Below are 14,111 nucleotides of genomic sequence, written 5' to 3'. Positions count from 1 at the left end.
TTCATGAGTGCAAAGAGATCCACAATTGGTCTGCTTCTTGTCTTAACGCTAGTTGGGTGTGATCAGGCCTCTAAAGCGGCAGGGATTTCTGGAGTTAATAGTTCGCCAGCGGAAATGGATGGGTTTATTAAGTCCGCGAAAGAAAATCTTGTATTTGTCGAGGGTGGCGAGTTCTTGATGGGGGACTATGGTGCGGAATACGGGCCAGAAAAAATGCCCTATGATTTAGATAAAGATAGCAAGCCCGTGCACAAGGTTAAACTAAGTGTTTTTTCAATCAGTCGATTCAAGATTACCAATCAGGAGTATCAGTTTTACTTAAGTCGTAATGGTTTGGAGTTGCGAGGGGATGTGGCGGGTTCTAGTTTTAAAGCAGTAAGCAGTACGCCAAATATACCGGCTTACATGGACTGGTATGAGGCTGAAAAGTATTGCACTTGGTTGGCGAAGATTACTGACTTGCCTTTTCACCTACCAACAGAGGCTCAGTGGGAATATGCCGCGCGCAGTCGCGGGCAATTTTTGATGGTGGCCACGGATGATGGAACTTATAAGGCCACTGATGATGCAGTGACGAGGGAATGGGAGAGTGGTCCAAGGGGTATTAATATTTCGAGTTCTTGGGATCGGAAAGCTTTTGCCAAGGAGAAGGGGTGGAAAACAGGCACATTGACACCTTTACCCGTAGATAGATTTCCGCCCAACCCGCTGGGCTTATATGCCATGTCTGATAATGGTTTGGAGTGGGTTAAGGATTGGTATGACCCGGATTATTATAGAAAATCACCAATGATTGATCCTCAAGGGCCAGATAACCCTGTGTTCAAGGATCGCTATGTGCGCTATGTAAAGGTGGCGCGCGGTCAGGAGTTTGCTAACCCTATGTGGGGTGGGGGAATCAATGTGCAGCGAACAGCTGCGGAGCCGCATGGGTATATCGATAAAACTGATTTGATATATTTAAATTCTAAGACAGCGCGCTGTGTCGTAAACACGGCGGAGCCAGTAAAATGAGATTTATTTTATGAGGGGAAAACAGCTGCTAACGTCCTTGTATTTGGTGATGGCTCTAAGCGGTTGTAATCAGGAACTTGATTCTGTGGATGTTAAGGCTGCGAAGATATCCCATGAAGAGTTGGGTGCGTTCATTGGAAATGTAAAGGGTGATCTTGTTTTTGTCAAGGGTGGCGAGTTTTTGATGGGGGACTATGGTGCAGAGTACGGCCCTGAAAGACTGCCATATGATTTGGATAAAGACAGCAAGCCATTGCACAAAGTTGAGCTAAGTAGTTTTTCCATCGGTCGATTCAAGGTCACCAATCAAGAATATCAGACTTACTTAAAATACAATGGGCTAAAGCTAAGGGAGGTAAATAAAGGCAGTCAAAAAAAATGGAAAAATATTAACAGCGTACCGAACATGCCAGCCCATATGGACTGGTATGAAGCTGAAAAATATTGCACTTGGTTAGCAAAAGTCACGGACTTGCCTTTTTATCTCCCGACTGAGGCCCAATGGGAATATGCCGCGCGCAGTCGCGGGCAATTTTTGATGGTGGCTACTGATGATGGAAGCTATAAGGCGACGAATGTGAGCTTTACGGAAAGTGATGGGCCTCGAGGCATCAACATATCCAACTCAGTGGATAGAGAAATCTTTGCCAAACAAATGGGATGGAAAACAGGGTCTTTAACACCGTTGCCGGTGGACAGGTTTCCGCCCAATCCCTTGGGTTTATACGCAATGTCTGATAACGGTTTGGAGTGGGTCAAGGATTGGTATGATCCGGAATATTATAAACACTCACCACTGATCGATCCTCAAGGACCGGAGAAACCTGTATTCAAGGGGCCTGTCTCCAATAATAAATACGCCAAGGTACTACGGGGTGTTGATTATGCTGATCCTCGGTGGGGAGGAGGAGTGAATGTGCAGCGAAGCTATAGAAGTCCAGATGGGTATCTCTACAGCACGGTAAATGAAGTGGATATGCTAATAATTTCTGATAAAACAGCTCGTTGTGTCGTGAATGCGACAGAGCCGGTAAATTGAACAGGTTTTTATGAACGGAAAACAGTGGCTAACGCTTTTGTTTTTGGTGATGGCTTTAAGCGGCTGTGATCAGGGACTTAATTCTATGGATGTTAAGGCTGAGAAAATATCCCATGAAGAGTTGGGGGCGTTCATTGTAAAGGTAAAAGGAGATCTGGTTTTTGTCGAGGGTGGCGAGTTTTTGATGGGAGATTATGGTGCGGAATACGGGCCAGAAAAAATGCCCTATGATTTAGATAAAGACAGCAAGCCGGTGCACAAGGTTGAACTAAGCGATTTTTCAATCGGTCGATTCAAGATCACCAATCGAGAATATCAGTTTTACTTGAGTCGTAATGGGTTGAAACTGCGGGAAGATGTCATGGGCTCTAGTTTTAAGATAGTAAGCAGTACGCAAAATATACCGGCGTACATGGACTGGTATGAGGCTGAGCAATATTGTACTTGGTTGGGGAGGGTCACTGAATTGCCTATTTACCTGCCCACCGAGGCCCAGTGGGAATATGCCGCGCGCAGTCGTGGGCAATTTTTGATGGTGGCTACTGATGATGGAAGCTATAAGGCGACGAATGTGAGCTTTACGGAACATGATGGGCCGCGAGGCATCAACATATCCAACTCAGTGGATAGAGAGATCTTTGCCAAAAAAATGGGTTGGAAAACAGGATCTTTAACGCCATTGCCGGTGGACAGGTTTCCGCCCAATCCCCTGGGCTTATATGCAATGTCTGATAATGGTTTGGAGTGGGTTAAGGACTGGTATGACCCAGATTATTACAAACATTCCCCAGTCGTTGATCCTCAAGGGCCAGATAGCCCTGTTTTCAAGGATTATTTTGGTCGTTATGTAAAGGTAGTACGTGGTCAGAGTTTTGCTGATCCTAAGTGGGGGGGGGAATCAACGTACAGCGAACCGCTGCTGAGCCACATGGGTATACAGAAAAAGATGAGTCGATATTTTTAAATTCTAAGACAGCTCGCTGTGTCGTAAACAGTTCGGAATCGATTAAGTAACGACTTTGAATTTAATTCGTTGCTTTTAATGTGGTAAATGCCTCAGTGGAGAGTGTGATGAAAGTGCTGTCCGTTTTTAAGTATGTATTCTCAATAGTCGGTGTGGCGTTGCTGATTAGCGCTCTATTTGTCTATAAGAATACGAGTGACTTTTTGCTCAATGCTGTTTCCGCACAGGGTACGATAATCGACCTTGTGCAAAGCAGAAGTAGTGAATCAGTCAGTTATCACCCCGTCGTCAAATTTATCGATGCCGATGGCCAGGAAGTCGAGTTCACTTCCTCTACGGGGGGAAGTGCGTCTTCCTATCCATTAGGGAAGATTGTGGAGGTTTTGTATCTACCACATGATGTAAAAGATGCAAGAGTTAAAAGCTTTTTTGCTCTTTGGGGTGCGGCATTGTTGATGGCTATTTTAGGCGCCGGGTTTGCTTTTATTGGTGCGATTATCTTCTTGTTCGGCATGCTGAGGGGGCGAAAAAAAGCTTATTTGCAACGCAGTGGTGTTGCTGTAGAAGCGCAGATTCAGGCTGTTGAGCTTAACCAGAGTCTTTCCATGAACGGCCAAAATCCTTTCGTGATTTTATGCCAGTGGTTGAATCCAGTAAGCCGCCAATTGCACGTATTTAAAAGTGAAAATATCTGGTTCGATCCTTCGCCGTATATAGAGCAGGATGCGATCAAAGTGCTTATCGAAAAAGATAATCCCAAGAAGTATTACGTCGACATTTCATTTCTTCCTAAACTGGCTGATTAAGGCTAGAACGATAGTTCACTGATGTGGAGGTTTTATGAGGGGCGTCATTCGTATCGGCGACAAGCTTTCTTCGGGTGGTGACGTGCTGACGGGCGCCCTGGAATTTACGTTCATGGGGCGTGAAGTGGCGTGTGTGGGTGATGAGGTTTATTGCCCATTGCCTGGGCATGGCCGCAACCAGATTCGTGAAGGGGATGCCGGCAGTGAGTATCTGGGCCGACCTATTGCCCTGCACGGGCATCGTTGTGCCTGTGGCTGTACGTTGATCACTTCACTGCCTCAAGCCGGGAGGCTATGACGTGCCTGTTGACTTAAGGACCTTACCGGCGAAATTGCCGCTACCTCGTCCCCCCCGTCACGGGCGCTGGTGCTTGATTGTGTTGCTTTGCTCGATGCTGGTAGGTGCTTTGATTGTATTGCTGTGGCCGCAGAGCCATTGGCGAATGTCGCTATGGTTCTGGTGTTGCGTAGTAGTGCTTCCTTTGATAGCAGGACTGGTGGTCTACGCCTTGCGTCTCTTGGCCTATGAACGGCGAGGTGACTACACACAAAGCTGGAACCAAAGCCGCGAAGAGCAAGAGCAGGTGCTGATTCGGCAAGGGCGGCGCGCGGTTGCTTTATTGGCCAGCGCTTATTGCACCGGGGCTGGGAACAATCAAATAGCCCAAGCACTTCGGCGTGGTAGCAAACCACTGCAACCGGTTTATCTGGAGTCCATGGGCCAGACGATGCGTTTGAGCCAATTGGCGCCTCAGGCACTGCGTCATACGCAGGAAGAGTATGCGCAACGTTTGGCGATGTGCATGCAACAACTGTTGACGGGTCTTGACTCGGACTTGCAGCGCTATGCGTGCAGCTTGCCTCTATGCGTTCGTATCCGCCACAACCAGGTGCTGGGTGATGAGGAGGTCTTGTCGTTGTGGCGCTCGGCTCGGCGTCGCGAGAAGGCAGATGATCAAGTGCTTTTTGCAACCCAGGATGACGGCCTGATCTGGCTTGACACATGGCTGGATGATCCAGGGCAGCATCGGCTCTTGCTGTCGCTGGAAATTAATCTGTTCGTGGAGCCAGTTGCCGAACACGCTGAATCGGTATCAGCGGTGTTGTTGGCGGTTCCTGATGAGGGTGCCGCTCAGAAAGTCGCACCGATGGCTTGGATCCACCGCCCGGTACGAATCGCTGACCCGGCCTGTGCGTTACAGGATGCCTTCTTTTGGGGAGGCATTCCGCCGGGAAACAGCGAGTACTTTACCTGGCTCACCCAAATTCCCTTTGATGTTCTACGTGATGTAAGCATTGCTTTGAGTGCGGCCGGCTACCCCTTCGATGTTGCCAAATACCAATCGCTGGATAACTCATTTGGCTTGCCGGGATGTGCGGTGGGTAACGTTGCCCTGCTACTTGCCTGTGAACAAGCCAGTGTGGATCGTCAAGCTCAGGTGGTAATTCTGCAGGACGCCTCTGCGCAGGTTTTCGTTGCCCAGCCTGCTTGATGATCTCGAGATAAGGATAGTCGTCAAAATGAAGAGATTTAGTGTCTGGATTGTGATCCTTTGCTTGCTGGTGGTCGGCGGGTCTTTGATCTGGATCGATAACCCGGTTCTTCATGCAAAAAATGAGGCCCAGAGATTGCAGCTGTCGGCCGGACTGTTGATTGCTTGCTTAGTGTTCCTGTTCCTTGATGGTCTTGGTGGCCTGGTTAACAAGACATTGGGGGCGATGGCGTTTGCCTCTCGCTGGGGGGCAAAGCTTGGCCTTCGTAGTTTTGATGTGCCTCACAACGAATCTGGTTCCAAGGGTGAGGAACCTACGGCAGTTGCTCGTTTGAAAGCCCACCTGCGCGACCGCCACGGCCTTTTCTGGCGCCGCAAAGTCCGCCTCCTACTGGTTCTCGGCGAACCCGCGCAAATCGAAGCCATCGCCCCGACCCTGGCCGATAAACGCTGGCTGGAAGGTCAAGGCACCGTGCTCTTGTGGGGCGGCAGTGCCCAGTCGACGCTGGACCAATCATTCCCTACACAATGGGCTGGCCTAAGCCGCTGGCGTGCATTGGACGGCGTGGTCTGGGCGCTGAACAACACCCAGGCCGCCGATGATGCCGCCATAGCGGCGGGTATTCGTCAGTTGCAGCGCCTGGCCCGCAGCCTGAGCTGGCAGTTGCCGTTGCACCTGTGGCAGGTCTGCGACAGCACATGGTCTCAGGCCACTCGCAAGGCACGGCCGGTCGGCTGCTTGTTGCCTGCACGGTTAACGGCGGCGGCGTTGGAAACCTCTCTGTCGCGTTTGCTGGAGCCGTTGCGCCGTGAGGGCCTGGCGCAGATGAATGGTGCGATGAGCCATGACTTCCTGCTGCGCCTGTCGCGGGATTTAAAGGGTGAGGGCATTGCTCTTTGGCGTCACACGCTGGCCCCTCTGGCCGGTGAGTTTTCCCGTGGCGTGCCGTTGCGCGGGTTGTGGTTCAGCCTGCCGGTGCAGGGGGCTCAGGGTGATGCTAACCATGTTTGGCCGGCCGCCCCGGTGTGGCATGGCGTGCTTGACGATAAAGCCAGTGGCCGTCGGTTGGGCTGGAGTGTTCCGCGTGTCGCCTATGTCTTAATGCTGGGGCTGGCGACGCTGTGGGGCGCCGGTTTGTTGCTGTCGTTTGTCAGCAACCGGGTGCAGATTGCCCAGGTGCAGGCCTCGTTGGCGGCTTTGGAGCAACCGGGTAACGGCGATGTGCAACTCAATGCACTCAATGATCTGGTGCGTGAACTCGCGCGCCTGGATTATCGCGCCGAGCACGGCGTGCCTTGGTATCAGCGTTTCGGTTTGAACCAGAACCCGGACTTGCTCGATGTGGTGTGGCCGCGTTATGTCGAAGCCAACAACCGCTTGATACGTGACCCGGCGGCGGCCAATTTGCAGCGCCAGCTCAACGCTTTGATCAGCCTGCCACCGGGCAGCGAGCAACGGGCCGAGCGCGCTCAGAGTGCCTACGAGCAATTGAAGGCTTACCTGATGCTGGCGCGCCCGCAAAAAGTCAATGCGGACTTTCTTACCAAAGCCTTGACCAACGCCGAACCGTCGCGCGCAGGCGTATCGCCGGGGCTGTGGCAAGGCTTGTCGCCAACGTTGTGGCAGTTCTATGGCGAGCACCTGGCGGCGCATCCGGACTGGGCCATCAAGGCTGATCCGACGCTGGTGGCGCTGACCCGGCAAGTGCTGCTCGGTCAGTTGGGCCAGCGTAATGCCGAGACCAGCCTGTACCAGCAAGTCCTCGACCTGGCCGCTAACCAATACCCCGACATGGGTGTGCAAAACATGGTCGGTGAAACCGACGCTTTGTCACTGTTCTACACCGAAGCCAGCGTGCCGGGCGTGTTCACCCGCCAAGCGTGGGAAGGCCAGGTGCGCCAGGCCATCGACGACATCGCCGAGGCGCGTCGCGAAGAAATCGACTGGGTGCTCAGCGACAAGCAAACCGACATCGCCGCCGAGTTGACGCCGGAGGTGCTCAAGGAGCGTCTCACCGAGCGCTACTTTCTGGACTACGCCAATGCCTGGCTGGATTTTCTCAACACCTTGCGCTGGTATCAGACCGACAGCCTGCCCGATGTGATCGACCAGTTGACCCTGATGACTGATGTGCGCCAGTCGCCGTTGATCGCACTGATGAACACCCTGGCCTATCAGGGCCAAGCCGGCACGCGCACGCAGGCATTGGCCGACTCGCTGATCAAGTCCGCGCAAAAGCTGATCGACCAGGACAAGGTGCCGGTGATCGACCAGCAAACCCACGCGCCGCGCAGCCCGCTGGATGCCACTTTCGGTCCACTGTTGACGTTGCTGGGCAAAGACCCGGAGGGCAAGGCTGATAACGACCGGTTGAGCCTGCAAGCGTTTCTCACTCGGGTCACGCGGGTACGGTTGAAATTGCAGCAAGTGAGCAATGCCCCCGACCCGCAAGAAATGACCCAGGCCCTGGCGCAGACCGTATTCCAGGGCAAAAGCGTAGACCTGACAGACACCCAGTCTTACGGCAGCCTGATTGCCGCCAGCCTGGGCGCGGAGTGGGGGGGCGTCGGCCAGACGCTGTTCGTGCAGCCGCTGCAGCAAGCCTGGCAACGGGTGCTGCAACCGTCAGCGGCGGGGCTCAACAATCAATGGCAGCGGGCAGTGGTCACCGACTGGCAAGGAGCCTTCGCCGGTCGTTACCCGTTTTCAGACACCGCCAGCGACGCCTCGTTGCCGATGCTGGGGCAGATGATCCGCGCCGACTCCGGGCGCATCGAGCAGTTTTTGCAACGCCAACTGAGCGGCGTATTGCGCAAGGAAGGCAGCCGCTGGGTGGCCGATCCGCGTCACAGCCAGGGGTTGCGTTTCAACCCGCAGTTCCTGGCGGCCATCAACCAACTCAGCCAGTTGGCCGATGTGATCTACACCGACGGCGGCATGGGCTTGAGTTTTGAGCTGCAAGGCAAACCGGTGCGTGATGTGGTGCAAACTACCTTCGTGCTCAATGGCGAACAGCACCAGTATTTCAACCAGCGTGAAATCTGGCAGCGCTTCAACTGGCCGGGCCGCAGCGACCACCCGGGCGCCAGCCTGAGCTGGACCAGCATCAACACGGGCGAGCGTTTGTTCGGTGACTTCCAGGGCACTTGGGGCCTGATCCGCCTGCTGGAAAAAGCCCAAATCACGCCGCTGGATGATGGCGACAGCCACTACCGCATGGTCCTCAAGGCGCCCGATGGCGCGAACCTGACCTGGAACCTGCGCACCGAACTGGGCGCGGGGCCGTTGGCGTTGCTGCAACTGCGCGACTTCACCTTGCCGCAGCAGATATTTCTGGGGGAGGGCGCCGCAGACGAGCCCTATGCAAAAAACGGGAGTTTCGAATGAGCCTGCGCACCTTAATCAATAATTGCCTGGGCAAGCGCGACGCCCTGACCCTGGGCCGCAGCCAGGCCGAGCGCTGGCAACCGTGGCTGCAACCGATCAGCACAGATTCTCCCGTGGGCGAAGACCCAGGTTATGACGATGACTTTCAGCGCATGCGCGAGGAGGTCAACAAACTGTCTGGGGCGGATGCCGAGCGGGTGGTGCAGATGGCAGAAAAACTGCTGACCCACACCTGCAAGGATTTGCGCGTGGCCACGTATTACTTGTGGGCGCGTTTGCAGATGGACGGTGAGGCAGGGCTGGCCGATGGGCTGACGTTGTTGGCCGCGCTGGTGGAGCGTTACGCCGTCGACATCCTGCCGGCCCGGCCCAATAGCCGCAAGATGGCCTTGGAGTGGCTGGCCAGCAGCAAGGTGCTGGACAGCTTGTCGCTGTACCCGGAAGTGGTGCGCAGCGAAGCGGAGCGCACAGTCGCCGCGCTGGCTTGGCTGGAGCGCGGGCTTGAAGCCTGGGCGCAGGACCAACGCCCGGCGCTGGGGGCGCTGTATGGCGCGTTGTCCGCTCGGTTGACGCAGTCTGGCGGCGTAGATGCGCTGGTGCTGCAGCACAGTGCCAGTCACGACGCAAACGTGCAGGCGGCGCCCACTGCCACGGCGATCAAGTCCGGGCGCGACCTGCTGGACAACGGCCGGGCGCTGGCGAGCTATTTGCGTGAACAGCCCCAAGGCTGGCTGGCGGCTCATCGGCTGATGAAGAGTTTGCGCTGGGACACCGTGCACCAGGCACCGCCCGAGGAAGCCAGCGGCAACACGCGCCTGGCCTCGCCCCGTGGCGATTATCGGGCACAACTCAAGCGCCTGTACTTGCAACAGAGCTGGACCGAATTGCTCGATCAGGTCGAGCGGGTGTACGCCGAAGGGGTGAACCATTTCTGGCTGGATTTGCAGTGGTACCTCTACCAGGCACTGAGTAAACAACCGGCGCCGCAAGACGGTTGGGCCGACATCGTCAAGCGTGACCTGGGCATGTTTCTTGAACGCTTGCCGGGCCTGGAATTGTTGCATTGGAGCGACGGCAGCCCCTTCGCCGATGAGACCACCCGTGACTGGATCACCCAGCACGTCAGCGGCAATCGTGCGCAGCAATGGCTGCCGGCACCCAAGGCGGTGCTGACCACCGGTGATGCCGAGATTCTGTCGCTGGAAGGCGAAGCCCTGGCCCAGGCCGACAGTGATGGCGTGGAAGTCGCGCTGGCCTGGTTGGCGGCGCGGCCGGGCGTGCACAGCGGGCGTCAGCGCTGGCTGTTGCGTTTGCTGATGGCGCGAGTCGCCGAGCAGTACGGCAAGAGCGACCTGGCCGTGCACTTGCTGGGCGAGCTGGACACGACTGCGCAACTGCACGCCTTGGCAATGTGGGAGCCGGAATTGAACTTCGAGGTCAAGGCTCGCCTGCTCAAGCTGTTGCGTTTGAAAGCACAGCGCAACGATGCCGACAAACCCACTTTGGCGCGACGCAACGAGGCATTGCTGGCGGCGTTGGTGGCGATTGATCCGGTACGCGCCGCCGTGCTCTGCGGTTAACCCTCATTCATCAGGAATCTATCTGTGAGCTTGGACAATTTAACACTGCGCTACTTTGACGCCGAAATGCGTTACCTGCGCGAAGCCGGCAAGGAGTTCGCCGAAGCCTTTCCGGATCGCGCCGCCCAGCTCAACCTGGACAAGCCAGGCGCGCAAGACCCGTATGTGGAGCGCTTGTTTGAGGGGTTTGCCTTCTTGATGGGCCGGCTGCGCGAGAAGCTCGACGATGACCTGCCGGAGCTGACCGAAGGCTTGGTCAGCCTGCTATGGCCGCATTACTTACGCACGATTCCCTCGCTGTCGATCATCGAACTGGTGCCCGAGCTTGCGCAGATGAAGCGCAGCGAAGCCATCGCCAAGGGCTTTGAGGTGCTGTCCCAACCCATCGGCCCGCAGCGCACCCGCTGCCGCTACACCACCACCCAAGACCTGACGCTGCAGCCGCTGGCCCTGGAGTCGGTGCGGCTCGCCTACGAGCCGGATGGGCGCTCGCTGCTGCGCCTGCGTTTCGCTTGTGGCGCGTTGACGGACTGGAGCCAGATCGACCTCAGCCGTTTGCCGTTGTACCTCAATGCCGACGCGCCGCTGGCCAGTGCCTTGCACCAAGCGCTGACCCTCAACACTCAGGCACTGTACGTACGCTTGCCGGGACAGCAGCAGAGCCAGACGTTGGAGGGCCATTTCGCCCCCAAGGGTTTCGCCGACGAAGATCGTTTGTGGCCCAAGGGTGACAGTGCATTCAGCGGCTATCAGTTGCTGTTGGAGTACTTCACCTTTCGCGAAAAATTTATGTTTGTGACCCTCTGTGGCCTGGAGCAACTGAGCCTCACCTCGGGTACACCCTGGTTCGAACTGGATGTGGTATTGCGCGAAGCATGGCCGCACGAATTCAGCTTGAGCAGCGAACACATCCGTCTGCATACGGTGCCTGTGATCAACCTGTTCCCGCTGGAGGCCGACCCGCTGACCCTGGCGCCGTTGCAAACCGACTACCTGCTGCGGCCCATGCGTTTGCAGGATGGCCACACCGAGATCTACTCGGTCGACCAAGTCACCTCGTCCAAAAACGCCGTGCGCCAGGACTATGTGCCGTTCACCAGTTTTCGTCACAAGGGCGGCATGCTGCGCGACGACGCGCCGGAGCGGTATTTCCACACCCGTTTGAAGCGCTCTGCCAAGGGTTTGCATGACACCTGGCTGATTCTGGGGGGCGACGGCTTTGACAAGGACCGGTTGCGCGACAGCGAAAGCCTATCACTGCGCCTGACCGGTACTAATGGCTTGCTACCGCGTAAAGCGCTGCAAAGCACCTTGCTCGATACCGTGGTGCAATCCACCCAAGCCGGTTTACGCGTGCGCAACCTGTGCGCGCCGAGTTTGCCGCAGTACCCGCCGAACCGTGATCGTTTTCATTGGCGGGTGCTCAGCCATTTGGGTTCGAACTTTTTGCCGATGCTCGACAGCGCGGAAGTGCTACGCGGCACCTTGGCGCTGTATGACTGGACCGCAAGCGAACTGAATCGACGTCGCCTGGAGGCGATTGTCGAGGTTCGCCATCATCTGGTTCAGCGCTTCGAAAAAGGCTTCTTGCTGCGTGGCGTGGATATCGAAATCACCCTGGATGCCAGTGGCTTTTCAGGGGAGGGCGATATCAGCCTGTTTGGCGAGATGCTCCATCGCTTCTTTGGCTTGTATGCCGACATTCATTTGTTCAACCAGCTCACGCTGATCCTGCAACCTACTGGAAAGTGCCTGCGATGGAACGAGAACCACAGTCAGCGTATTCCCGGCTGAAAGCCGCTGGTTTACTCCAAGCGCTGGATGGGCGGGTTGCCGAGGCCAACCTCTACCGTTTCTGTCAGTTGCTGGAACAGGCCTTGCCCAATCACCCTCCCTTGGGTAGCACCGCGCACCCGGCGGATGACCCAGTGCGCTTTCGGCCCGACCCTGGCATGGGGTTTCCTGTGGGGGAGTTGAAGGCCATCGAAACGGACGAGGACCATCCTGAACGTCCGGCCACGGTACGCACCCGGTTGCTCGGCCTATATGGCGTCGATTCGCCGATGCCGACCACCTTCTTGGACGATATCGCCCAGCGCCGCGAGGGGCATGAGGCGCTGGAAGCGTTCCTGGATATATTCAATCATCGGATCTTCACGCAGTTCTATCGCATTTGGCGCAAGTACTCCTATCCGGCAACGTTTGAGGCCGGTGGTAACGATGCCACCTCACAATGCCTGCTGGGGCTGATCGGTCTGGGCATTCCCGGCACGGCCCAGCAGATCGCTACGCCTATATCGCGTTTCCTGGCATTACTCAGCGTGATGCGCCTGCCGACACGCAATGCCGAAGGCATCACCGCGCTGGTCAAACTGCTGGCCCCCAATACGCAGGCTCAGGTGACGCCGCACTGGCCGCAGAAAGTACCTCTGGCGCAACCGGCCAGTTTGTCCATGACTCATCCGGTGAGCTTGTCCCAGGGTACGCCATTGGGCAGCGTCGGCTTTGATGCTAACAGTCAGTTGCGCCTCGCGCTGTTCACCGAGAACCCGGACGAAGCACGTGGCTGGCTCCCGGGCAACCAGTTGCACAACGATCTATTGGTGCTGTTGCGGGTGTACCTCGGCTGGCGCTGCACTGCAAAACTGCAGTTGTCGCTGCCAATACACAGCCTGCCCAAACCCGTGCTCGGCGGCGCACCAGTGCTCTTGGGCATGACCGGTGTGTTGGGCCTGGGCAGCGAGGCCTGGCAGGTTGGCGCAGACGACACCATCACGATAAACCTGGGCCGATACCAGGGCCTGCACGGCAACCCCCAGTACAGAGAGGCACAGCATGTCGCGTACCGTTTTTAATCTATGCAAGGTGGCAGCGCTGGGTGCTCTGCTAAGCGGGTGTGGGCTGACCCAGACCGTGACCGACGCCACCACGTCCACGGCCAAGGCGATTTTCTACAAGCAAGTCAAAACCCTGCACCTGGACTTTACCGGCAGACCGGCGCTGAACACGGACATGACAGACATGACGGGTTTGTCGGTGCCCACCGTCGTGCGGGTGTATCAATTGCGCGACAGCAAAATCGTGGACAAGGCAACCTATGACAATGTGCTGAACGATGCTGACAACCTGTTGCGCACTGATCTGTTGGACCAGCAAGCCACGATAGTCAAACCCGGAGAAGGTGCCCAACTGGACGTGCCACTGAACAAGGACGCTCAGTTCGTCACGGTGGTGGCGTTGTTCCGTACGCCCGACACGCAGAAAAACACCTGGCGCCTTACATTGACTCGCGATGACCTGGACCCGGACCGCGCTCGGGTCATTGAACTGGGAAACAACCAACTGACCCTGCAACCGTTGGCGAAGGAGTAAACCGTGAGCGAGCTGAACCCTTCGCTGTACGAGATGCTCCTGCAAAATTTTGACGGCGAGTTGGACCTGTATCGCGTTCGGGAAGAGGACCAGCACATCCTCTCGGTGCTTGACAATGTGCAACGTATTCTCAACAGCCGTGCGGGATCGATCAGTCATTTACCGGACTACGGGCTCCCGGACATGGGCTTGATCCTGCAAGGCTTACCCGCCGCCGCGCACGGGTTGATGAGCACGCTGGCCAATACCTTGCTCAAGTACGAGCCGCGGTTGGCGACCATCAACATTGAACTGCTGCCGCAGACTCAACCCGGACATCTGGAATACGCCCTGGACATGCAACTCAAAGAAGGCGAGCAGGTAACCTTCGGCGCCACTCTGGCGCCGGAAGGCAAGGTGTTAGTGCGCCACCTGAGGCGGCAGAACTATCTGTCCAAGCCGTAAACCTATAACGG

12 protein-coding genes are annotated in these 14,111 nt (G+C 56.3%); all 12 read left to right on the top strand.

Annotation, left to right across the window (positions count from 1 at the left end):
• The first annotated feature begins 3 nt into the window (after positions 1–3).
• A complete protein-coding gene (locus tag HBR94_RS04230) occupies positions 4–1,014 on the top strand; it encodes an SUMF1/EgtB/PvdO family nonheme iron enzyme (RefSeq protein WP_170044236.1) in 1,011 nt (336 codons plus the stop codon).
• Between the two features lie 10 nt (positions 1,015–1,024).
• Entirely contained in the window at positions 1,025–2,053 is a 1,029-nt protein-coding gene (locus HBR94_RS04225) for a formylglycine-generating enzyme family protein (RefSeq protein WP_170044235.1), read from the top strand.
• A gap of 10 nt (positions 2,054–2,063) precedes the next feature.
• Positions 2,064–3,017: an SUMF1/EgtB/PvdO family nonheme iron enzyme gene (locus tag HBR94_RS04220; RefSeq protein WP_170044234.1), complete on the top strand. Its 954-nt coding sequence runs from the start codon at positions 2,064–2,066 to the stop codon at positions 3,015–3,017.
• Positions 3,018–3,124: 107 nt separating this feature from the next.
• Complete coding sequence (locus tag HBR94_RS04215) at positions 3,125–3,823, top strand: DUF3592 domain-containing protein (RefSeq protein ID WP_170044233.1); 699 nt, start codon at positions 3,125–3,127, stop codon at positions 3,821–3,823.
• 34 nt (positions 3,824–3,857) lie between these two features.
• Positions 3,858–4,121, top strand: a complete 264-nt coding sequence (locus HBR94_RS04210) for a PAAR domain-containing protein (RefSeq protein WP_170044232.1) — start codon at positions 3,858–3,860, stop codon at positions 4,119–4,121.
• A 73-nt stretch (positions 4,122–4,194) separates the two neighbouring features.
• Positions 4,195–5,316 (top strand): hypothetical protein, encoded by a 1,122-nt coding sequence (locus HBR94_RS04205; RefSeq protein WP_170044231.1) that lies wholly within the window; start codon positions 4,195–4,197, stop codon positions 5,314–5,316.
• 28 nt (positions 5,317–5,344) lie between these two features.
• On the top strand, positions 5,345–8,704 hold the full coding sequence (locus HBR94_RS04200; RefSeq protein ID WP_170044230.1) for an ImcF-related family protein: 3,360 nt from the start codon (positions 5,345–5,347) through the stop codon (positions 8,702–8,704).
• Positions 8,701–10,284, top strand: a complete 1,584-nt coding sequence (gene tssA / locus HBR94_RS04195) for a type VI secretion system protein TssA (RefSeq protein ID WP_170044229.1) — start codon at positions 8,701–8,703, stop codon at positions 10,282–10,284. Before HBR94_RS04200 ends, tssA begins: the two co-directional genes overlap by 4 nt.
• A 24-nt stretch (positions 10,285–10,308) precedes the next feature.
• Positions 10,309–12,078 (top strand): type VI secretion system baseplate subunit TssF, encoded by a 1,770-nt coding sequence (tssF, locus tag HBR94_RS04190; protein WP_170044228.1) that lies wholly within the window; start codon positions 10,309–10,311, stop codon positions 12,076–12,078.
• Positions 12,042–13,139: a type VI secretion system baseplate subunit TssG gene (gene tssG, locus HBR94_RS04185; RefSeq protein WP_170044227.1), complete on the top strand. Its 1,098-nt coding sequence runs from the start codon at positions 12,042–12,044 to the stop codon at positions 13,137–13,139. The genes tssF and tssG overlap by 37 nt, the downstream gene beginning before the upstream one ends.
• Positions 13,120–13,656 carry a type VI secretion system lipoprotein TssJ gene (gene tssJ, locus HBR94_RS04180; RefSeq protein ID WP_170044226.1) on the top strand — a complete coding sequence of 179 codons (537 nt, stop codon included), beginning with the start codon at positions 13,120–13,122 and terminating at the stop codon, positions 13,654–13,656. Before tssG ends, tssJ begins: the two co-directional genes overlap by 20 nt.
• Before the next feature lie 3 nt (positions 13,657–13,659).
• Positions 13,660–14,100 carry a type VI secretion system baseplate subunit TssE gene (gene tssE / locus HBR94_RS04175; protein ID WP_170044225.1) on the top strand — a complete coding sequence of 147 codons (441 nt, stop codon included), beginning with the start codon at positions 13,660–13,662 and terminating at the stop codon, positions 14,098–14,100.
• Positions 14,101–14,111: the final 11 nt, after the last annotated feature.

Origin of the sequence: Pseudomonas sp. WS 5412 (genome assembly GCF_012985615.1) — a bacterium.
Taxonomy (GTDB): Bacteria; Pseudomonadota; Gammaproteobacteria; order Pseudomonadales; family Pseudomonadaceae; genus Aquipseudomonas; species Aquipseudomonas shahriarae.
The sequence above is the reverse complement of the archived record's forward strand: the minus strand, read 5'-3'. Positions and strand labels throughout refer to the sequence as shown.

Coding starts and splice junctions, on each gene's coding strand:
- HBR94_RS04220 (WP_170044234.1), top strand. CDS start 2,064: ATGAACGGAAAACAGTGGCTAACGCTTTTGTTTTTGGTGATGGCTTTA.
- HBR94_RS04225 (WP_170044235.1), top strand. CDS start 1,025: ATGAGGGGAAAACAGCTGCTAACGTCCTTGTATTTGGTGATGGCTCTA.
- tssJ (WP_170044226.1), top strand. CDS start 13,120: ATGTCGCGTACCGTTTTTAATCTATGCAAGGTGGCAGCGCTGGGTGCT.
- tssG (WP_170044227.1), top strand. CDS start 12,042: ATGGAACGAGAACCACAGTCAGCGTATTCCCGGCTGAAAGCCGCTGGT.
- HBR94_RS04230 (WP_170044236.1), top strand. CDS start 4: ATGAGTGCAAAGAGATCCACAATTGGTCTGCTTCTTGTCTTAACGCTA.
- HBR94_RS04200 (WP_170044230.1), top strand. CDS start 5,345: ATGAAGAGATTTAGTGTCTGGATTGTGATCCTTTGCTTGCTGGTGGTC.
- HBR94_RS04210 (WP_170044232.1), top strand. CDS start 3,858: ATGAGGGGCGTCATTCGTATCGGCGACAAGCTTTCTTCGGGTGGTGAC.
- tssA (WP_170044229.1), top strand. CDS start 8,701: ATGAGCCTGCGCACCTTAATCAATAATTGCCTGGGCAAGCGCGACGCC.
- HBR94_RS04215 (WP_170044233.1), top strand. CDS start 3,125: ATGAAAGTGCTGTCCGTTTTTAAGTATGTATTCTCAATAGTCGGTGTG.